Source organism: Bradyrhizobium lablabi, assembly GCF_018129385.1.
Lineage (GTDB): Bacteria > Pseudomonadota > Alphaproteobacteria > Rhizobiales > Xanthobacteraceae > Bradyrhizobium > Bradyrhizobium lablabi_C.
The window spans coordinates 647,995-667,313 of sequence record NZ_JAFCLN010000002.1; the positions used below are offsets into that span (position 1 = coordinate 647,995).

Annotated in this window: 19 protein-coding genes and 1 pseudogene; 2 read left to right on the forward strand and 18 right to left on the reverse strand. The window is 64.0% G+C overall.

Features of this window, described 5'->3' with window-relative positions:
• Nucleotides 1-51: 51 nt before the first annotated feature.
• Nucleotides 52-858 carry a DUF2066 domain-containing protein gene (locus JQ628_RS06410; protein ID WP_212220906.1) on the forward strand — a complete coding sequence of 269 codons (807 nt, stop codon included), beginning with the start codon at nt 52-54 and terminating at the stop codon, nt 856-858.
• A 92-nt stretch (nt 859-950) separates the two neighbouring features.
• On the opposite strand, the gene JQ628_RS06415 is transcribed toward JQ628_RS06410, so the two are convergent.
• Together JQ628_RS06415 and JQ628_RS06420 are read right to left on the reverse strand one after the other, a co-directional pair.
• Nucleotides 951-1,454, reverse strand: coding sequence for a YkgB family protein (locus JQ628_RS06415; RefSeq protein WP_212220909.1), 504 nt, complete (start codon nt 1,452-1,454; stop codon nt 951-953).
• 40 nt (nt 1,455-1,494) lie between these two features.
• Nucleotides 1,495-2,031, reverse strand: a complete 537-nt coding sequence (locus JQ628_RS06420) for a carboxymuconolactone decarboxylase family protein (protein ID WP_212220912.1) — start codon at nt 2,029-2,031, stop codon at nt 1,495-1,497.
• A 130-nt stretch (nt 2,032-2,161) separates the two neighbouring features.
• Here JQ628_RS06420 and JQ628_RS06425 point away from each other — a divergent pair, with 130 nt between their 5' ends.
• On the forward strand, nt 2,162-3,229 hold the full coding sequence (locus JQ628_RS06425; protein ID WP_212220915.1) for an AraC family transcriptional regulator: 1,068 nt from the start codon (nt 2,162-2,164) through the stop codon (nt 3,227-3,229).
• Nucleotides 3,230-3,253: 24 nt separating this feature from the next.
• Here JQ628_RS06425 and JQ628_RS06430 read toward each other — a convergent pair whose 3' ends face one another.
• The 16 genes and pseudogenes from JQ628_RS06430 to JQ628_RS06500 form a co-directional block, all read right to left on the reverse strand.
• A complete protein-coding gene (locus JQ628_RS06430; RefSeq protein ID WP_212220918.1) occupies nt 3,254-3,580 on the reverse strand; it encodes a hypothetical protein in 327 nt (108 codons plus the stop codon).
• Nucleotides 3,581-3,707: 127 nt separating this feature from the next.
• Complete coding sequence (locus tag JQ628_RS06435; protein ID WP_212220921.1) at nt 3,708-4,454, reverse strand: SDR family NAD(P)-dependent oxidoreductase; 747 nt, start codon at nt 4,452-4,454, stop codon at nt 3,708-3,710.
• A gap of 105 nt (nt 4,455-4,559) precedes the next feature.
• Nucleotides 4,560-5,138, reverse strand: coding sequence for a TetR/AcrR family transcriptional regulator C-terminal domain-containing protein (locus JQ628_RS34690; protein WP_433996113.1), 579 nt, complete (start codon nt 5,136-5,138; stop codon nt 4,560-4,562).
• A 75-nt stretch (nt 5,139-5,213) separates the two neighbouring features.
• Nucleotides 5,214-6,821: pseudogene (locus tag JQ628_RS06440) on the reverse strand (DHA2 family efflux MFS transporter permease subunit); the annotation flags it as partial.
• Nucleotides 6,818-7,846: an HlyD family secretion protein gene (locus tag JQ628_RS06445; protein ID WP_212220926.1), complete on the reverse strand. Its 1,029-nt coding sequence runs from the start codon at nt 7,844-7,846 to the stop codon at nt 6,818-6,820. The pseudogene JQ628_RS06440 and the gene JQ628_RS06445, both read right to left, overlap by 4 nt.
• 15 nt (nt 7,847-7,861) lie before the next feature.
• Nucleotides 7,862-8,644 carry a 3-hydroxybutyrate dehydrogenase gene (locus JQ628_RS06450; protein WP_212220929.1) on the reverse strand — a complete coding sequence of 261 codons (783 nt, stop codon included), beginning with the start codon at nt 8,642-8,644 and terminating at the stop codon, nt 7,862-7,864.
• 43 nt (nt 8,645-8,687) lie between these two features.
• Nucleotides 8,688-9,866 carry a DUF3734 domain-containing protein gene (locus tag JQ628_RS06455; protein ID WP_212220932.1) on the reverse strand — a complete coding sequence of 393 codons (1,179 nt, stop codon included), beginning with the start codon at nt 9,864-9,866 and terminating at the stop codon, nt 8,688-8,690.
• 31 nt (nt 9,867-9,897) lie between these two features.
• Nucleotides 9,898-10,692, reverse strand: a complete 795-nt coding sequence (locus JQ628_RS06460) for an acetoacetate decarboxylase (RefSeq protein WP_212220936.1) — start codon at nt 10,690-10,692, stop codon at nt 9,898-9,900.
• Nucleotides 10,693-10,823: 131 nt separating this feature from the next.
• A complete protein-coding gene (locus tag JQ628_RS06465; protein WP_212220939.1) occupies nt 10,824-11,765 on the reverse strand; it encodes an MBL fold metallo-hydrolase in 942 nt (313 codons plus the stop codon).
• A 68-nt stretch (nt 11,766-11,833) separates the two neighbouring features.
• Entirely contained in the window at nt 11,834-13,048 is a 1,215-nt protein-coding gene (locus JQ628_RS06470) for an NAD(P)/FAD-dependent oxidoreductase (RefSeq protein ID WP_212220942.1), read from the reverse strand.
• Nucleotides 13,049-13,180: 132 nt separating this feature from the next.
• Nucleotides 13,181-13,471 (reverse strand): hypothetical protein, encoded by a 291-nt coding sequence (locus tag JQ628_RS06475; protein ID WP_212220945.1) that lies wholly within the window; start codon nt 13,469-13,471, stop codon nt 13,181-13,183.
• A gap of 99 nt (nt 13,472-13,570) precedes the next feature.
• Entirely contained in the window at nt 13,571-14,521 is a 951-nt protein-coding gene (locus tag JQ628_RS06480; protein WP_212220948.1) for a helix-turn-helix domain-containing protein, read from the reverse strand.
• 270 nt (nt 14,522-14,791) lie between these two features.
• A complete protein-coding gene (locus JQ628_RS06485) occupies nt 14,792-15,742 on the reverse strand; it encodes a helix-turn-helix transcriptional regulator (protein ID WP_212220951.1) in 951 nt (316 codons plus the stop codon).
• Nucleotides 15,743-15,954: 212 nt separating this feature from the next.
• Nucleotides 15,955-18,039, reverse strand: a complete 2,085-nt coding sequence (locus JQ628_RS06490) for a PAS domain-containing sensor histidine kinase (protein ID WP_212220954.1) — start codon at nt 18,037-18,039, stop codon at nt 15,955-15,957.
• Entirely contained in the window at nt 18,039-18,440 is a 402-nt protein-coding gene (locus tag JQ628_RS06495) for a response regulator transcription factor (protein WP_212220956.1), read from the reverse strand. Before JQ628_RS06495 ends, JQ628_RS06490 begins: the two co-directional genes overlap by 1 nt.
• Nucleotides 18,441-18,522: 82 nt before the next feature.
• Nucleotides 18,523-19,173 (reverse strand): response regulator transcription factor, encoded by a 651-nt coding sequence (locus JQ628_RS06500; RefSeq protein ID WP_212220959.1) that lies wholly within the window; start codon nt 19,171-19,173, stop codon nt 18,523-18,525.
• Between the last annotated feature and the right edge of the window lie 146 nt (nt 19,174-19,319).

The window sequence follows — 19,319 nt, forward strand, 5'->3', positions numbered from 1 at the left end:
CCGGCCGAGTCGACAGAGCAATGCTTGCGGCAAGTGACGCGGAGAAGGCAAATGAAGCGATACCGGAGTCTCGCCATCGCCAGGATGTTCGTAACAGCGTTCCTGATCTGGTGCGCGGGTGCGATGGCGGCGAACGCAGCCGATCTCTATCGCACCAAGACTGTCGTCACAGGGCAGGGCGAGGCCAATCGCCTGATCGGATTCGGCAGGTGTCTCGAGGACGTGCTCATCAAGGTATCCGGCGCGCAGAAGCTGGCGGGCGATCGCCGGCTTGCGGTTCACAAATCGAACGCAAAAGATTTCGTCAAGGCATTCAGCTATCGCGATCAGTTCGAGGGCAAGCCCATTCGCGACGAACAGGGCACGCGTGATCGGCCCTATGATCTCACCGTCGATTTCGACGAAAAGAAAATCGACGATCTGCTTGGTAAGCTCGGCCTCAAGCCGTGGCTTTCACCGCGTCCGCGCCTCTTCGTGCTTGCCGAGATGGAGCAGGGAGCGCGGAAATTTTTCGTCACGGCTGATGGCGCAAAGTCCGATCTACAGCGGGACGCGTTGCTTGACGCGGCCGACAGGCGCGGGATGGCCATTGTGTTGCCGCCGAAGGAGATCGAAGCGCGGGGCACGTGGGCCGGGCGATTCGAGGCGCCGGCCGGGGAAGGCCCGATACTGCCATTGACCGGACATCTGGTGTGGGATGACCGCGCGCTCGGATGGGCCACCGATTGGGAGCTGCAATGGCAGGGCCGCCCGCATCGCTGGCAGGTTCGCGGCGTCACATTTGATGAAGCCTTCCGTCGCGGCCTCGGCGGCGCCGCCCAGATATTGTCGGGCAATGGCGATCCGGCCGGCCGATAACGATGGAATTCAACGTCGATTATAAAAGCAGACGGCCGGCCCTCGGAGAGCAGGCCGGCCGTCGCCGCGCGGCATACAGGTCCGTCACTCCGTTACCGGATGAGGCGAACCACGTCCTGCCGCAGGAGGTAGAGCGAGACGCCGAGCAGAACGACATCCTTCATCAGGAAAGGCACGTTGCCAGTCATCGCAGGAAAACCGCCCGCTGCGACGTCCCAACCTTCGGGCATGAACGGGATGATCGTGACGGTCGCAATGAAGGTACCGGTAGCGCCGAGCGCGCCGAGAACGCCGAGCCGCTTGTCCCAGAAGCCTGCGAGCAGAAGAGCGCCGAACGTCCACTCGGAGACACCCAGGAAGTAGCTCGCGCCGGCGTGGCCGAACACGGGATAGAGCCACCAGATCAGCGGCCCGTTGCTGATAAACGGAACCAGCCGTTCGAACTCGTACGGAAACCACTTCTGGTAACCGAAGAAGAAAAACATGATCACCATCGAGGTGCGAACGATGTGGTAGTCGAGGTCCTCCGCAAGCAGGCCGGAGTTGCGCAGTGCGCGGACGAGTGGATTTTGCATGGTGTTGGAAATCGTGGTCATGGTCATGATCCTTTGAATGCTTGCTTCCAATGCAGTTGCTTCACGCGACTGCGGGGAAGTCGATCTCGGTGTCGTTGATGCGGTTGAAGACGTTGGTGAAGACGACGGTCGCGAACGCGAGGCTGATCTCGACCAGTTGCGCGTCGCTGTAGCCGGCGGCCTTGATCGCGGCGAAATCCGCATCGCTCACGGTGCCGCTGGACTGCGCCAGCTTGCGGACGAAGCCGATCAGCGCGTCGCGCGTGGCGTCTCCGGTAGGCCGGCCGTCGTGGATCTGCTTCAGCACCTCGGGCTTGAGCCCGGCGAGCTTGGCGAGATAGGAGTGCGCGGCGACACAGTAGTCGCAGCCGGCGGCGCCGCTGATGACGAGCTTGATGACCTCCTGGTCACGCTTGCTCAGTGTGCCCGCCGCAAGCACCGCATCGGCGGCCAGCACCGACTTGAGCGCGGCGGGGCCGTGCGCGGCGATCGCCGCATACGTGTTCGGGACCTTGCCGATCGCCTTCTTGATCTGGGCATAAACCTGGCCCGACGGGCCGGTGTCGGATTCGAGATTGGGGACTGAAAGACGGGACATGATGTCACTCCGTGGTTGGGGTGGTGAATGAGTACGGAGTGACAATAGGGTTCGAATTTGAGACCTTGAATGTCGTAAAATCTCTAGTATATGCTCATTCGTCTCACGTTGGATGTTTCGGGAGGCCGCCATGGATTGGCTCAGCCGGCTGTTCGAGGTGATGCCGGTGCGCGGGCGGCTCGATCTGCGCTGTAGCTACGGTGTGCCGTGGCGCATCGACCAAGGCCCCGCCGCGTCGAACGAAATGCCCTATCACGCCGTGCTCGCCGGTTCGGCGATCCTGGACGATCCCTCGGGCGGCCGGCCGGTGCAGTTGAATGCGGGCGATATCCTTCTGCTTCCCGGCAACCCGCGTCATGTCATGCACGACGGAAGCGGCGCGCCGCCGTTGCCGGCGCGCAATCGCGCATCGCTCAACTTCACGATCTCTGAAAATCCCGGTTCGGACGACCGGCTCGATCTGTTGTGCGGCCACTTCGCGATCACTCCCCCGCACGATCGCCTGCTGCGCAGCTATCTGCCGCCGCTGCTCATCGTGCATGCGGGTGACAGGAGCGGACAGGAGGGCACCGCCGCGCGGCTGGGCGGCATCGTTTCGCTCATGCGCGGCGAGACCGCGGATGATCGCCTCGGCGGCCGCGCGATGCTGAATGCGCTCTCGACGGCGATGTTCGCGCTGGTGCTGCGGCTTGCGAGTGAGACGGATAATGCGCCGCGCGGTCTGCTGGCGCTGGCCGGTCACCCGCGCCTGGCGCCGGCGGTGGCCGCACTGTTCAACGAGCCGGGCCGCGCATGGTCGCTGCCCGAACTTGCGCGTCTCGCCAACATGTCGCGCGCGACGATGGCGCGGCAATTCCAGGAGAAGCTCGGGCGATCGGCCAGCGATCTCCTGACCGATATAAGGATGACGGTGGCGGCTAATGAATTGAAGAAATCTTCTCTCTCCACGGGCGCCGTGGCGGAGGCTGTCGGGTATCAGTCGGAAGCGGCGTTCCAGCGCGCATTCAAGAGCCACATGGGCATCACGCCGGCGCAGTGGCGCAAGACGCAGCAGCCGTCCGGCCGTGAGGTCTTTGCAAGACCCGAAACGCATGCGGATGCTGAACCTGCGGAGAGCGCGGAAGCGAATCCTCCCGCCAGTCGCAGGCCGACGAAGGGTGCCGGGGCGGCACCCGTTTCGTTGAAATCGCGGGATTAGCGAACACGCGGCATTGCATGGAGATCAGCATCCGCGGCAAATAACCAGCTTGCGGTCGAGCTCCCGGTCGAGGACCTGTTGCTCGCGCTCCCATGCGGAGAGGCCGCTCGATTGCGGGATATCGGCGAGGCGCGGTTGCCGATGGCCGACCGGAGCAGGCCAGGGGAGTCGCGAACTCACGATGACGGGCCGGCTCTGCCCGTCGGCCCGGGCGGCGGCGTAATACGACGCCGCGCTGACTGAAACAGACGCGGGCAGCTCCATTGCATTTGCCGGCGACAGTAGCCTGATCAAGACGAGAATTGCGGCCGCGGTGCTGATTGAGCGCTTTGCGATCGAGAGGCGGGACATGGTGACACTCCTTGGCAGGAGACCCGGAATGGGCTCCGTTGAGTGTCACCGTACGCGTACGGTCCCAGGCTTGAATGCCGCCCGGGATCGAAGATATGCTCGTTCGTCTCACCGCGCGACGTCGGTCCTAGGCCAATCCCAAGCCGCCATCGATGGCGATCACCTGACCCGTCATCCATTGCGAAGCGGGGCCGGCAAGCTGCACGATCCATTCCGCGATATCGTTCGGAACGCCGCGGCGGCCGAGCGGGATGCTCGCACGCTCCTGCTCCTCGACAGCCGCGGCCTGTTCAGCGGACAGCCCCATCATGCCGGTCAACGCGCCTGACTCCGTCGGTCCCGGAGCAACCGCGTTCACGCGAATGCCGAGCGGTGCAAGCTCGAGCGCCCAGCAGCGAGTCAAGTGTTCCAAGGCGGCCTTGCTGGCGGAGTAATGGGCGAGCCCAGCCGCCGGCTTGTGGCCAAATGTGCTGGAGATGTTGATGATCGTTCCGCGCGTCTCCTTCAGGTGAGGTAGCGCGGCAGAGGCGAGCAGGCTTGGGCCGAGCACATTGACGGAGAAGATGTCCGTAATCCGCTCGGCTGTCGTGTCAGCCAGAGGAAGGATCGCGCCCGCGCCGGCATTATTGACCAAGGCATCGATCCTGCCCCAGCTATCGAGCGCCTTGGCGATCGTTCGCTTCGCATCCTCGGCGGAAGCGCTATCCGCCATCGTGCCTGCGATGTTGGCATGCTCGGACATTGTTTCTTCGATGGGGCCGGGACGGCGGCCGGTAATGAGCACCTTGTAGCCTTGTCCGGCGAAGCGCAGCGCTGCTGCCCGCCCGATGCCGGAGCTGCCGCCCGTGATGATGACGACCTTTTCATTCTGCATATTCGATTTCCTTGGACTGTTGAGAAAGGGCATAGCCGGGTCAGCAGTGAATTGCCGGCTGTGAGAAGGTGCGTGTCGTTGGGCCTGGCGCCGTCGAGAAATCGATCATGGGCCGGCGCTGCTCGGGCTCGCACATCCATGGATGAACTTGTCGATGGTGGCCTTGATGCTGTCGGCGGGTGCTTCTTCCCTGCTCGCTGCGGGATTCAGCATCAGCGCCTGATAAAGCGGCTCCCTCAGCCGCCCGATCAATTGCTCGGCGGCCAGGTGTGCGTTCGATATCGACAGGACGCCCTTTTCGTTCGCTTCCGACAGAAACTCCCGCAGCCTCAGCGTGACGGCCTCGGGCCCAGCCTCATACACCCGCTTCCTGAGCGGCACGTTGCGCGTACCTTCGCTCATCACCACCCGAAGAAGCCCGACCAGTGTCGTCGAATATTCCTTCCAGGCGATGCGTCCGAAGGCGATCAGGGTGTCGCGTACATCGGCGACGGTAGCGGGACGCGCCGCCAACGGCTCGGATATGAGGGAGGCCTTGCGTTCGGCAACCGCAACGAAGGCATCATCGATATTCTCGAATGCCGAGAGGATATCCTGCTTTGAGTATCCGCAGTTCTTGAGGACACTGTTGAGATCAGCGTGCGCGCCGCGGCGATGCGCGAGCGTCGCGCTGATCGCCAGCACGACCTCGGCGCGCGCATCAGGTCTCCATCCGGCAATGTCCGGTAATGCGGGAATCAGCGCGGGATGTTTCGTGTCGCGGCTCCTCAATGCCGGTTCACTGCGCACAGCGTGCGTCTTCGCGTAGCGGGCGATCGCGATCTTGATGGCGACCAGCACCGGCGCGGCGAATACGAACAGCAGGGCGATGGCGTTGAACGCGGTGTCGAAGGCGATCACGGTGGACTGACCGGTGACGACCCGGCCCAGCAGCATCGTGGCGGCCCGGCCGGCGGCCACGGTGTCCATTCCCTTTGCGGCGAGCATGGCGGACATCGCCGCCAGCCGGTCGCTGACGGCAGAAGCGCCGGCAGTAACGCTCGCGCCGAGTACCGCGACGTTGTTGACCACGTTGTGATCGATCAGTGTCTGAAGTCCGGCGACCCCCATGAGACCGCCGAGCTGACGGCCCGCATTGAACAGACCAATGCCCGCTGCGCGGTTGCGCTTGTCGAGGTTGCTGAAGGCGATCAGGGTGATCGACAGGAACAGGAAACCGAGACCAAAGCCGCGCAGCAGGATGGCCGGCATCATATCGTGGGCGCCGCTTTCGCTGGTCGAGCCCGACAGCATCCACATCGAAAGCATGATCAGCAGGATGCCGAAGGGCACCGTGGCGATCGGCGGCGCGCCGCGGGCCTGCATGAGGAAGGCGGCCAACAGAAGCGCGCCGACGAAGAGCGCCCCGCTCGGCAACAGCAGCAGGCCGGCGTCGGTCGGCGTGAACGCCAGAACGGATACGGCAAAGGAGGGGATCAGGAACGCGCTGCCGAATAATGCGGCGCCTGCGACAAAACTGACGATGAAGGCGAAGGAAAAATCGTCGGAGCGGAATATGGTGAAGTCGATAAGGCCACGGCCGTCGGCCATGAGCTGCTGGCCGAGAAATAGCATCAGGCTGGCTGCACCGATCACGGTCAGCCAGAGGATACGAGGTTCATCGAACCAGTTCCATCGGCTTCCCTGGCTGAAGATGTAAGTGAGGCAGAAGAGGGCGACGGTAATCAGCGAGACGCCGATCCAGTCAAACGGACGAGGTGCGGTTGCAACGCGCCTCGGACCGTCAGCCATCAACAGCAATCCGGTGGCCGCCGCGGCTACCGGGATGACGCTGAGGAAGATCCATATCCAGGACCGGCTGTCGATCAACCAACCCTGGAGCGCCGGGGCGATCGTCGCGGGAGCGACCACCGATCCCATCGCGAACAGGGCCTGGAGGATCGGCTGGCGAGATCGCGGGTAAGCGACGAAGATGATCGCCTGGCCGCTGACAAGCAGGGCGCCGCCGGAGAAGCCCTGCATGAGGCGGAGCGCGACCAGCACGTCGAGCCGGGTTGTGATCGCAGCGATGCCGCAAGCCACACCCATGATCAGAGTCGCGCAGACGATCAGGCGGTACGGATCGACACGGCTCATCAGCCATGGCGTGACCATGAATCCGACAAGCTTCGCGGCGGTGTATCCGATGTCCAGCCAGGCGAACTCATCGGGCGTTGCGTAGATGTCGCCGATGATATCGTTGCGCCCGAGCGACAGGACGGTGCTTGCGATCGCCTCCGTCAGCGTCGCAAGCACGATGCCCGCGATCAGAAGAGACCCGGTCGCAGGCCTGTCGCGGCCCGGCATCAGCGCAATCGTCGTGGTCATGAGCCGCTTCCCCGGTCGATCTCGACGCGCGCGGACAGCCCGGGCACGATACGGCCCGGCAACGGGTTGCCGGCAAGGCGAATCTTTACCGGCACGCGCTGAACGACGCGGATGAAATTGCCTGTCGCATTGTCCACCGGCAGCATGCTGAAGGCAGAACCGCTGCCGGGTGCAAAGCTGTCGACCACGCCTTCGATCGTCTTGTCCGGATATCCGTCGACGGTGATGCGGACGCGCTGACCGGGCCGGATATTCTCGATCTGGGTTTCCTTGAAATTCGCCACCACCCACACGTCGTTGACCGGAACGATGTCGAGCAGGGAGGCGCCCGGCGCGACAAGCCGGCCAAGGCGGACCTGGCGGTTGCCGATCACGCCGTCGACCAGCGCATGCACCACGGTGTGGTCCAGATCGATCTGGGCGAGATCGCGTGCGGCCTTTGCCTGCGCCACGGCGGCAACGGCAGCTTCGCGCTGCGTGGCGAGCACCGCGATGCGCTGCTGTTGCGCCTCTACCGTTGCCGATGCCGCCGACACGCCCGCTTCGGCTCTCGCCAGCGCGGCGTCGCTTTCGTCGACCTGGGCCTGGCTGACCGCGTTGGTGCGGATCAGTTCACGGCGGCGATCGGAGGCCTTGGTCGCCAGATGCCTTTCGGCCATGGTCGAAAGCTTCTGGGCCTCGGCCTGCCGGACCAGCGCGTGCTGAAGCTGGATCTCGGCATCGACATTGGTGAGACGAGCCTGGGCGGATTCGACGTTGGCCTCTGCCTGCGCAAGCCTGGCGCGGTAGTCGCGATCGTCGATCCGGAACAGCACGTCGCCCGCCCGGACGGACTGATTGTCTTCGACCTCGACTGCCGTGACGTATCCCGCGACCTTTGGCGCGAGCGAGGTCACGTCGCCGCGGACATAGGCGTTGTCGGTCGACGATTCGCCGGCGCGATACCAGACCCATCCTCCAGCGACGAGCGCCGCCGCGCTGACGCACAAGAGCAAGCCGACCACCTTCTTCCCTGGTGAGGACATGTTCCTCTCCTTTCGCTACCGCGCGGTCCAGCCGCCATCGACGGAGATCGCGGTGCCCGTGATCTGGTCCGCCGCGGCGGAGCACAGGAACGCGACTGTGCCGCCAAGCTGCTCCGGAGACGCAAATTCGAGCGACGGTTGCTTCTCGGCAAGAAGCTCGTTGGTCGCTTCCTTCTGACTGATGCCTTTCTGCGCGGCGATGTCGCTGATCTGCTTTTCGACCAGCGGCGTTCGCACCCAGCCGGGGCAGACCGCATTGCAAGTCACGCCGCTGCCGGCGGTCTCGAGGCCGACCACCTTGGTGAGTCCGACCAGTCCGTGCTTGGCTGCGACATAGGCCGCCTTGTGCGTCGAGGCGACGAGACCGTGCGCGGAAGCGATGTTGACGATGCGTCCCCAGCGCTGCTTCTTCATCTGCGGCACTGCGGCCGCGGTGCCGTGGAACGCGGCCGACAGGTTGATCGCGAGGATCGCATCCCACTTGGCGGCCGGGAATTCCTCGACCGGCGCGGTGAACTGGATGCCCGCATTGTTCACGAGGATGTCGAGACGCCCGAACTTTTCGACCGTCGTCTCGATCAGCCCGTGCACGGCCTCGCCCTTCGACATGTCGGCGCCGTCATAGGCGACACGCACGCCTTGCTGGCGTTCGATTCCGCCGCGGATCTTTTCGATCTCGGCGGCGTCACCAAAGCCGTTCAACACGAGGTCAGCGCCGAGCTTTGCGAGTTCCTGCGCGATCCCGAGGCCGATGCCGCTGGTCGACCCCGTTACGATGGCCACTTTGCCCTTCAACATGGCAATTTCCTTTCGATGCTTTCAGATAAACCGCGCCGAGCGATCAATCGCGGCGATGAACGTCGTGAGTGACGATGCCAAGCTCCGGCGGCGGCGGGTCCAGACGGCGCGGATCGGACAGCGTGCGGCGAATGTCCTCGAGTCCGCTCTGCCAATGCGCGCGCATCGCGCTCAGTCCGAACTCGTAGTCCCTCGAATGGCCTTCGTGGAGCTTGGTTTGATAGATCAGGTGAACGATGTTGTGGGAGCGATGGCGTGCCATATCCGCGATGGCGCGGATCTCGGGTTTCGCCTTGGCGCTTTCCGGCAGTTCCTCCATCACCCGCTGCAACGCCTGACGCATCTTCTGCGTCCGCAGCACCTGGTCGGTGACGGCGCGCGTGCGACTGGAATACTGGATGTCCTTCTGCCGGCTCGACACTTCCATCAAGTCGTAGGGCACGCGGCCCTTGGCCGACCAGAGATCGACCTGGAATGTCAGCGTGTCGCATGGCTCGCCGGACAACACGCGGGAAAGCGGTGTGTTCGAAACCACGCCGCCGTCCCAATAGTGCTCGCCTTCGATTTCGACGGCGGGGAATCCCGGCGGCAAGGCGCCGGATGCCATGAAATGCTTTGGTCCAAGCTTGCGCTCGGCGGTGTCGAAATAGGTCAGGTTGCCGGTGCGCACGTTGACCGCACCGACGCTGACGCGGACCTCGCCCGAGTTCAGCCGGTCGAAGTCGACGAGCCGCTCCAGCGTCTGGTGTAATGGCGCAGTGTCGTAGAAGCTGGTCGCGGCATCGCCCGAGAATGGCGACCAGAGCGGTGAGGGGAAGCGTGGCTTGAAGAAGCCGGGCTGGCCCTGGACCAGCGCTCTTGTCGCCGCCAGCGCGTTGCGCACCGACTTGATGTCGAACGCGAAGGGCAAGGCATCGGCCAGTCCCTCGCCGGCGGGCCATTCGATCGAATGGGCACAGATGATCTCCCAGAACTCGCGCAGCCGTGCAACGCGTTCTTCCTCGGGTGAGCCCGCAATAATGGCGGCGTTGAGCGCGCCGATCGAAATGCCGGCCAGCCAGTTCGGCCGGATGCCGGCTTCGTGCAGGCCTTCATAGACGCCGGCCTGATAGGCGCCGAGCGCGCCGCCGCCTTGCAGCACCAGGGCGACGACATCATAGGGCAGCGGCTTGCCGGACTGCTGCGGCGCAGGATCAGTCTGTTCGCGCATGACGTTAAGCATTGCCAAAACTCCTTGCATTGGGGCTGACCGATCAGCCGGCATTCGCTTCGATGAGGACCCTGGACTGGGATCCGCGTACGGCAGCGTCCGGAGCCAGGTAGTCGTGGACGACGGTGCCGAGCCCGAGCGTGAGGTCGGCAACGAGATGCTTGGCCGACAGCACTTGCAGCACCGGCAATTCGGCGACGGGGGCGAGGGCGTGCGAGTAGAGGTCGAGCGCCGCCGGTCCGGTCCACGCGCCCTTCACATTGATGTCTTCGAGATGGAAGCGCACCAGCTCGCAGATGCGTGCGGTGCCGTCGACATGCGGGATGATCTTGAGCAGGAAGTTCGGTGCGGCGAGTTTTCTGGCTTCGACCGACGCGTCGAGAGCGCGATGCTTGTAGCCCATAGTGCCGGTGGCAATACGCACCGAACCGTAGTTCAGCGTGCCGACCAGCGTGTCGATCTCGACGGCAAGTTTCGGTTGCGCGAGCTTCTTGGGAAAGCCCCACAACTCGCGTCCGCCGGCGATCGGCGGATGATCGTTGAGGAACATCTGATGGACGAAGCCGCCGGCCTGGCCTTTGTACGACACCGGGATGACCTGGCCGCTCTCGGTGTAGTCGCCAAAACCGGTCGAGTCGGGCATGCGGATGAACTCGTAGTGCACCACCGGCTCGGCGAGCTCGAGCGGTTCCGGCACGATCCGGCGCAGCGCTTCGGGATCGGTCCGGTACGTGATGATGAAATATTCGCGGTTGACGAAGCGATAGGGGCCGGGCGGGAAGGCCGGATTCGTCAGCGGCATGGCGAAGGCCGTCTTGCCGACGGTCAGCTTGGTCATCTCTAAAACTCCTGGTTTGACGATTGTGTCCAAGCCGCGCTCCTTTCGTGGGAGCGCGGTCCTGTTTGGTGCGAGGCTATTGACCGTCGGTCACACGCTCCGGATCGGCCGTCGCCTGACCCGGCAAGCGGTCAGTAGTCCCAGAACACCGGCACCCAGCGAAAGGCGTCGCCATCGGCGGCCACCCTGCCGACAGACGGGAACGGCAGGTGAGTGGCCACCAGCATCTCGCCGCTCTCGGCGAGCTGCCGCAAAAGATGGATGCGAACGCGCGCGGCCTCCTCGGGGTCGTGCTCGAAACCGTTGTGCCAGTTGGGTTCGTCGAACCCGACCGCGAACACGGCGTCGCCGGCGAATGTCAGCGCGTCACCGCCGGACGCGATGCGGACTACGCTGTGCCCGGGGGTGTGGCCGCCGGTCCGATGGACGACGACTCCTGGCGCCACCTCGTGCTGCTCCTCGAACGTCCGCAGATGGCTGCCGTATTCTTTCGTAAAGCGCTTGGCGGCCGACCGAAGCGCATCCGGGAATCCCTGCGGCATATTGGTGTGCGAGAAATCGGGCGACTCCCAGAACTTGACCTCGGCGGCCGCCACGTGGATGCGCAGGTCCGGACGCAGCCGTTCCTTCACCCCGTCGACGATCAGTCCGCCAACGTGGTCCATGTGCATGTGGGTCAGCACCACGTCGGTCACGGCGCCAAGATCGATGCCGGCAGCCTCCAGTCGCTTGATCAACTGTCCGGCCCGCGGCAACTGCAAGTCCGGGTCGAACCCCAGCCCGGCGTCGATCAGGATGGTCTGGTCGCCGCTACGCACCACGACGACGTTCAGCGCCCAATCGAACGCATCCGGCGGCAGAAACATGTCGTGCAGCCAGGCCGCTCGGTCGGCCGGGTCGGCGTTGTGGGCCAGCATCTTGGTGGGCAGTGGCAGCACGCCATCGCTGACCACCAGCACGTCGATCTCGCCGATCCGCACCGCGTAGCGCGACGGGACCAACTCTTCGGTCTTTGATGTGATGTGCAGGTTCATGTTCGTCTCCTGTTGAGTGTTGCGGATGATCTGATTCATTTTTGAAACTCCTGCGTTTGATCCCGGGCGGGCCGCGCTTCCCGCGGGGAAACGCGGCCCTTATTGTGTTAGAAGCCGCTTACGTCGGTGACGCGCTCCGGATCGGCGGAGGCGAGCGCGGCGGCGCGCTCGGCCTTCGGCGGATAGATCCACACGGTGTTGATCTCCTGCTTGGTCTTCTTGGCGACATCGCCGACCATCTGGACCCTGCGTTCCCAGCCGTTCGTGAACAGCGCGCCGGCTTCACCGAGGTCGAGGCAGGTGACGTAAGCCTTCTGGTGGTACGGCTTGGTCGGCACGCCCAGCAGCTCGGCGGCGGCGTTGTTGCCGGCAAACGCGCCCATGCGCGTGGCGTGCTGGCACGACATCAGCGCATAGTTGCCGACATCGTCGCATGCCGCGCGCGCGGCATCGCCGGTAGCGAACACGCCGGACACTCCGGGCACGCGCAAGCAGCGGTCGACCAGCAGCCGGCCAAAATTGTCGCGCTCGGCGGGGATCTGCTGGGTCAGCGGCGCGGCGCGAATGCCGGCGGCCCAGACCACGGTCTCGGTTTCGATGTGTTCGCCGCTGGAAAGCGTGACGCCGGATTTGTCGAGCGAGGCGACTCCGGCGCCCAGCCGGGTCTCCACGCCAAGCTTGCGCAGGGCTTCCTCGATGACGGGGCGGGGGCCTTCGCCCATGTCGGGGGCAATCGCGCTGTTGCGGTCGACGATGATCACGCGCGTCTTGGCGTCCTTGCCGAAGATTTTCCGCAGCCGCGCGGGCAACTCGGTCGCCGCCTCGATGCCGGTGAAGCCGCCGCCGGCAACCACGACCGTGTCGCGCCCGTTCACGGCCGGCCGGTCGGGCAGGCTATGCAAATGCTTGTCGAGCGCGACCGCGTCATCGAGCGAATCGACGCTAAAGCTGTGCTCGGCAAGGCCAGGAATGTTGGGACGGAACAGACGGCTGCCGGTGGCTACCACCAGACGGTTGTAGGACAACGTCTTCCGCGTGCCCTTTGAGGTCGCGATCTGCACCGTTTGCGCCTTGGTGTCGATGGTCTCTGCGCTGCCCTGCACGTAGTCGACGTCGATCGACTTGAGGACATCCAGCAACGGCGCCGTCAGGGTTTCCGGCTTCGGTTCATAGAGCCGCGGGCGGACCACCAGCGTCGGCTCGGGCGCGACCAGCGCGATCTCGAGTTCTTGCGGCGAAACGCCCTGGACATCGCGCAGGCGGGCGGCAGAAAGGGCGGCGTACATGCCGGCGAAGCCGGCGCCGATGATGATCAGTCGCATGTGGTTTACTCCTGGGGTTGGATCTGGGTTGGATTTTCTAGGCACTTGCGCGCGTCACCACCGCCCGCCGTTTGGCGGCCATGCCTTGCGATCGACGATGACGCGAATTGTGAAACGAGGACCGGAGCGTCCTTACGGAGCGGCGCAGTTGGGCAGTGACGACATCAGCGCGGGGCCCTCACATGTCGCGCGGCAGCTTCTCGGACCCAGCGGCCAGCCGCGCAGGGCGATCGGCAGCACCGGCCTCGAGGGCGAGCCGTTGTTGATCATGATCGAGGTCAGGGGATTGGCGCCGTGCGTGGCCTGTATCGGCGTTTCTTCGCCCGTTGGTGAAGTGAAGCGCACGGTCAATGAAAGTCCGTACACGAGCGCGGTCCCGACGGCCCTTCGTCGCGGTGCAATTGCAAGGTGTTTCCAGTCCATCGTTTGTCTCCGAACGTCGTTGTGTGGACACTGCGATGATTAACGAACCAGATATTCGACCGCCCCAGAGCGATTGCCGTACCTGTAGAGAGATTGCTGCTAACGCATGCGCCTCCGCCAATCGCTCGGCGTCTCGCCCGTCAGCTTCTTGAAGGCCGCGGCGAAAGCCGTCTGGGAGGAGTAGCCGAGCGCTGCTGCGACCGAGATGACCGAGGTCTCGGGGTTGCGCAGCATGTCCATGGCCTGCTCGAGACGGTACTGGCGCAGCCAGGCATGCGGCGAAAGCCCGGTGCTCTCCTTGAAGGCGCGGCAGAAGTGGAAGCGCGACAGGCCGGCATCGGAAGCGAGCGTCGCGAGCGAGACGTCCGCATCGCTGTCCGAGCGCAGGCGCTCGACGGCGCGGCGGAGTGTCGTCGGCGACAACCCGCCGATGACGGGCTGTATGGCGGCAGGCGAACCTGCGTGGGCGGCCAAAAGGCGCGTGGCCATGAGATCCGTCAGTTGCTGCCTGAACAGCGCATCCAATGTCGTACTGCCTTCCATCGCATCTGTGGCGCTGAGGAGCAGCCGGGATGTAACGGGGTCGGGATGCCCGGTCCGCTCCAGGAGATCGCCGGGACCGGCCAGGCCGGCTTCGAGAGCAACCCGCTGGAGCGTTGCCTGCGGAAGGTAGAGGTGAACGACCGTCAGCGGCTCGTAGACGTCCCATCGGGATGACGATCCGGCCGGAATCACCGTCACGGTCCCCGAACGCACCGTCCCGGCGACAACCGATTTTCCGGACCGGCGCTCGAACCGCTGTGGTCCGGCGGGAAAGGTCATGATCACGTGATCAGCCATCGGTTCGACGATGTCGTGCAGGGGATCATGTTTCCAGTATGCAATCACGCCATTCGACGGGTCTGAAGCCGTGCGGAGCGGCGCCATCTTGAGCACGCGTTCCATTTCGGCATCGGCGGGACGTCGATCGGCAGGCGCTGATGGGTGCTGGCGTTCCTCGGGAGCGCCCGGCGGAGCCTTCGAAGGATCGTTCGCGATCAGCTTGCTCATGGACTGTGCTCGCATCGGCAAGGTCATGCGCCCACTCCGCGATCGCGCCGGGCGAAGGCCCCATTGCCTTCCGTGTGGTCGCAGTATGAAGGGGGGCGCAGCGCCGCGGAATCGTGCAGCGAGTCTAGTGACGCTGGTTTGGCGGGTAGCTCGACCTGTACCTTGGGATAGGTGGACGCGATGCCCGCTATTGCGCAGTCATTCGCTCCCTCGAGCAAAAGCCTGGTGAGCGGGCCGAATTAAGTCGCCGTCGGTGGCGTCTGCTCCGCGCTAGCGGATGCGCCTGCGCCAATCGCTCGGCGTTTCGCCCGTCAGCTTCTTGAACGCCGCGGCGAAGGCGGTCTGGGAGGAATAGCCAAGCGCGGCCGCGACCGAGACGATCGACTCATCAGGGTTGCGCAGCATCTCCATGGCCTGCTCGAGGCGGTACTGCCGCAGCCAGGCATGCGGTGAAAGCCCGGCGCTTTCCTTGAAGGCGCGGCAGAAATGGAAGCGCGACAGACCGGCTTCCGAAGCGAGCGCCGAGAGCGAGACGTCCGCATCGCTGTCCGAGCGCAACCGTTCGATAGCGCGGATCAGCACCTTCGGCGAAAGCCCGCCCATGGTCGGCTGGACCGTGGCTGGCGAGCCGGTGTGCGCAGCCAGGAGACGCGTCGCCAGCAAGTCGGTCAGTTGCTGCCTGAACAGCGTATCCAGGGCCCCGTTGCCCTCCACGGCATCCGCTGCGCTCAGGAGCAAGCGCGATGTAATGGCGTCGGGATGCGCCGTTCGCTCCAGGAGATTGATCGGCGCGGCGGCGTTGGCCTCGTCGGCAACGCGCGCGAGCGTTGTGTGAGGAAGGTAGAGCTGCACGACATCGACGGGTTTCGGAATATCCCATCGGGAGCTGGACCCCTCCGGAATGATGATCACGACCCCGGGGCGAAACGTTCCGATCGCAACCGATCTTCCTGACCGCCGCTCCATGCGCTGCATGGTGCCATTGTAAGCCATGATGACGTGGTGGCTCATCGGCTCGACGACGTCGTGCAATGGTTCATGTTTCCAGTGCGCAATGCCCGCGCCGGAGGCATCCAATGCCATGCGGAACGGTTCGGTCCTGAGTACGCGCGCCATCTCCGCATTGGCAGAACGGTGGTCGGCAAGTGCCGTTTGGTGCTGGCGCTGCTCGGGAGCGGCCGGCTGATCGTTCAAGGAAGCGTTTACGATAGGTTTACTCATGGATCGCGCTCGCATCGGGGAAGCCATGACGCTCCCTCCGCAGACTGCGTCGGGGCGAAGGGCCCGCACCATGATGAGGGATGCTGCGGGACTAGTGACGCTGGTTTGGCGGGTAGATCGACCCGTACCTTGGGATAGGTGGACGCAGTGTCCGCTGTTGTGCAAACGATCGCGTCGTGAATCAACCGTGCTGAGAGGGCCGAATTAAGTCGCTACAGCGGGGCGGCCTCGACAATCGTCGGCACCGGCAGCGTAAAGCGGAAATGGGCGCCGCCGTTCGGACGGTTCGAGCCCGAGATTTGGCCGCCATGTGCGGAGATGATCGATTGGCAAATGGCGAGACCGATGCCGATGCCGGCTTCCTTGGTGCTGAAGAAAGTCTCGAAGATGCGATCGATATCCGCGGCGGCAAGGCCCGGCCCGTTGTCAAGCACGGAAAACACGACCCAGCCATCCTGATCCAGCGATGTCTGCACATCTATCTGGCGTACCGGCTGCCCTGACTGGGTGATGGCCTGGATGCTGTTGACCAGCAGGTTAATGATTACCTGCTGCAACTGGATTCGATCGCCCATGACGCGGGGCAGGCCGGAGCCGAACGACATCGATAGGGTAACAAACTTCGATTCGATGTCATGACGGATGAACAGCAGAGCCTCTTCAACGATCTCGTTGAAGTCGACGAGATGTTTCTCGCCTTCCTGCTTCGCCGCCATGCCGCGCATGCGATGAATGATATCGCTCGCCCGGCGCGCGTTCGATACGATCCGGGACGTGAGCTGTGTGACCTTCTCGATGTTGTGATCGTCGCGCGCCAGCCATCTCAGGCTGGTCTCGCCATTGGTCATGATCGCCGCGAGCGGCTGGTTGATCTCGTGCGCGATCGAGGTGGCCAGTTCGCCCAGCGTCGCGATGCGGCCGCAATGGGTGAAGTCGGCCTGCAATTTTCGAAGCTGCTGCTCTGCGTTCACTCTTTCGCTGATGTCCTGCATGGTCAGAAAGGTGGTATCGAGCTGCTCGGGTGGCCTCGGATATGTGACTGTCAGCAGGACATCGATCACCGTGCCGTCAAAGGCGCGGATCCTGGTCTCTTCGAAGAAATTCCGCCGGCCTTCGAAGTGAGCGATCATGATCCGCTTGGCGAGCCCGTTGGCGGCGACAAACAGATATCGAATGGGCTTGATGAGGTCGGCGGCGTTTTTGGCGCGAAACAGCGATACCGCATCCCGGTTTACTTCCGTGATACGCACCAGCTCTCCGGAATGCCTGACAAGCTCCGGATTCCGGTCGAGATAGGCAGCGATGTCGCGTACGCCGTTTGCTTTCAATTGATCGAACGCCTCTCCCATGCGCCGGGAATCGATTTGCCACAGGGCGGTCGGCAGATATTGAATCAGCTTGCGGTACCGCTCCTCGCTCGCCTGCAATTCCCAGGAGGTGCGATCGTCATTCGCTTCGCCGTTGATCGTCACGAATACGGTGCCGGGCGGCTTTGGCTCGCCACAACGCCATGCCCTGACGACCGCGTTGCGGATGGTTCCGCCCGCGACCATCTTGCGCCGATGGAGGCGCGAGCTGTCATCGGCCACGGCTTCGATCAGGGCCGCGAGCGCGGAACGGCATTCGGCCGGCCAGAATGCGCCGACGGGTTGACCGACCATCTGCTCGAGACCGGCATGCGCCCCGAACATTCGCACCGCGCGGTTGTTGACGGCCGAGATGCGGGTGGCAGTCAGCAGTTTTTCGACCCATTCCGGGTGTTCATCGAGATTGTCGATGATGCCGCGGTTTCTGAGTTCGCCGATGGTTCGGAGCACAGAGCGCGCGGACGAGGTATCGAGCTCCCAACAGGCGGCAAGGCCAGCCTGAAGCTCGGCATCCATGCGCAGGGTTGCCGCTTCGGACATCTCTCCGGCATTTCGTCCGAATTCAACGATATCGAGCAACGTGCCGGCTGCGTCACGCCTCACGGTCTGCCTGATAGCGACTGTAACTTCCGCGCCGGTCAGGCAGCGGCGGCGGACCACGCCCTGCCATCGGCCCTCCCGTATCAGCGCGTTCGCATGGCCGGCGTCGTCGCCGCCGGATGGGTGGAGCGTTGCCAGATTCTGTCCGATCATGGCCATGGCAGGCCATCCGTAGAGAGCTTCCGACGCCGCATTCCAGTACTTGATGACGCCGTGGCCGTCGCGGACGATCACGCTTTCGGATGCGAAATCGGACAGCTCCATTCCCGGTGGAGACGTGAAGGCCGGCTCGCTCCGGCTCCTCACCTCCTTGTGGACGAAGCTAGCCATCAGGAGACTTCCCGTCCGTCATCGCCACAGCGAGAGCCAGCCAGGGCGGACTGCAAATGACCAAGCAAGGCTTCGCTGCTGACCGGCTTGGTCAGATAGGCATGCGCGCCGCCGTGGATGGCGCGCGACCGGGTTGCGCTGGTGGTATCGGCTGTGACGATGATGACCGGAATCCGGGAGCCGATGGTTCGCAGGTGCTGTAGCAGGTCGAGGCCGCTATGGCCCGGCATGCTCACGTCGGTGATCAGGCAATCGAACCTGCCCGGGACGTATTCCGCCATGAAGGCCTCCGCTCGATCGAACGTGCGACACGACAGTTCCAGCACCAGAAGGAGGTCCGAGAGGGCCTCCCGGACGGCTTCATCGTCATCTACGATCGCGACTAAGGGCGCTTTGGACAAACGGACTGCTCTCGCTAGGGCGGCCGGACGGCCAATTCCCTCATCTGATCCGTTGCCGGCCTGATCGTAACCATCCTTTGGTCTAGGGTGATTTCTCCTCCCGGATATCCGCAGGGAGTATCTCCCAGATCCGGATGAGCTGGCCAACGGACGTGGCCTGCATTTTCCTTGTCACACTGCCGCGGTGCAGCTTGACGGTGACCTCACTGATGCCGAGATCGAACGCGATCTGCTTGTTCAGCCGTCCCCGTGCCACTTCGCGCAGGACCTCGCGCTCGCGCGGCGTCAGTTTCGCGTAGCGGTCGACGTGCTGTTTGATGTTCCGGGCTGCGCTCCTCAGCGAGACGTCTTTTTCGATTCCCACCGTGACCGCGTCGAGCAGCGTCTGGTCTCTTACCGGCTTTGTCAGAAAGTCGACGGCGCCTGCCTTCATGGCCTGAACCGTCATGGCGATGTCGCCATGGCCGGTGAGGAAGATGACCGGCCGCGTATTGCCGTTGGCGGTGAGGTGCTGCTGGAGATCGAGGCCGCTCGCGCCGGGCATGCGGACATCGAGGATCAGGCAGCCCGGCCGGTCCGGTAGATCAGCCTGTAGCAATTCTTGCGTCGACCCGAAACAGCATGCATCGATTCCGACCGACAGCAGGAGTTCCTCGAGCGCCAGCCGGATTTCCTCGTCATCGTCCACGATCAGGACGAGCGGACGCTCGCTATGGTCGGCAGTTGTGCTCATGGGAAGGCGGGGCGGGTAGGGTCGTGCAGATGTGCCGGCGGATGCAGTTGTCCCAAACATGGCCTGGTCTCCTTAAGTCCCTTCGGCTCCCTGGTCGTCACCGTCTTCAGCAAGGGATCTTGAAGTCCCTCTTCTCGGGATGTCTT

What these genes read in the sequence shown, in the direction of transcription:
- JQ628_RS06485 (WP_212220951.1), bottom strand. Translation starts at nt 15,742, where the DNA reads ATGAGTAAACCTATCGTAAACGCTTCCTTGAACGATCAGCCGGCCGCT.
- JQ628_RS06475 (WP_212220945.1), bottom strand. Translation starts at nt 13,471, where the DNA reads ATGGACTGGAAACACCTTGCAATTGCACCGCGACGAAGGGCCGTCGGG.
- JQ628_RS06455 (WP_212220932.1), bottom strand. Translation starts at nt 9,866, where the DNA reads ATGCTTAACGTCATGCGCGAACAGACTGATCCTGCGCCGCAGCAGTCC.
- JQ628_RS06430 (WP_212220918.1), bottom strand. Translation starts at nt 3,580, where the DNA reads ATGTCCCGCCTCTCGATCGCAAAGCGCTCAATCAGCACCGCGGCCGCA.
- JQ628_RS06435 (WP_212220921.1), bottom strand. Translation starts at nt 4,454, where the DNA reads ATGCAGAATGAAAAGGTCGTCATCATCACGGGCGGCAGCTCCGGCATC.
- JQ628_RS06425 (WP_212220915.1), top strand. Translation starts at nt 2,162, where the DNA reads ATGGATTGGCTCAGCCGGCTGTTCGAGGTGATGCCGGTGCGCGGGCGG.
- JQ628_RS06500 (WP_212220959.1), bottom strand. Translation starts at nt 19,173, where the DNA reads ATGAGCACAACTGCCGACCATAGCGAGCGTCCGCTCGTCCTGATCGTG.
- JQ628_RS06445 (WP_212220926.1), bottom strand. Translation starts at nt 7,846, where the DNA reads ATGTCCTCACCAGGGAAGAAGGTGGTCGGCTTGCTCTTGTGCGTCAGC.
- JQ628_RS06415 (WP_212220909.1), bottom strand. Translation starts at nt 1,454, where the DNA reads ATGACCACGATTTCCAACACCATGCAAAATCCACTCGTCCGCGCACTG.
- JQ628_RS06465 (WP_212220939.1), bottom strand. Translation starts at nt 11,765, where the DNA reads ATGAATCAGATCATCCGCAACACTCAACAGGAGACGAACATGAACCTG.
- JQ628_RS06450 (WP_212220929.1), bottom strand. Translation starts at nt 8,644, where the DNA reads ATGTTGAAGGGCAAAGTGGCCATCGTAACGGGGTCGACCAGCGGCATC.
- JQ628_RS06460 (WP_212220936.1), bottom strand. Translation starts at nt 10,692, where the DNA reads ATGACCAAGCTGACCGTCGGCAAGACGGCCTTCGCCATGCCGCTGACG.
- JQ628_RS06410 (WP_212220906.1), top strand. Translation starts at nt 52, where the DNA reads ATGAAGCGATACCGGAGTCTCGCCATCGCCAGGATGTTCGTAACAGCG.
- JQ628_RS06490 (WP_212220954.1), bottom strand. Translation starts at nt 18,039, where the DNA reads ATGGCTAGCTTCGTCCACAAGGAGGTGAGGAGCCGGAGCGAGCCGGCC.
- JQ628_RS06420 (WP_212220912.1), bottom strand. Translation starts at nt 2,031, where the DNA reads ATGTCCCGTCTTTCAGTCCCCAATCTCGAATCCGACACCGGCCCGTCG.
- JQ628_RS06470 (WP_212220942.1), bottom strand. Translation starts at nt 13,048, where the DNA reads ATGCGACTGATCATCATCGGCGCCGGCTTCGCCGGCATGTACGCCGCC.
- JQ628_RS06480 (WP_212220948.1), bottom strand. Translation starts at nt 14,521, where the DNA reads ATGAGCAAGCTGATCGCGAACGATCCTTCGAAGGCTCCGCCGGGCGCT.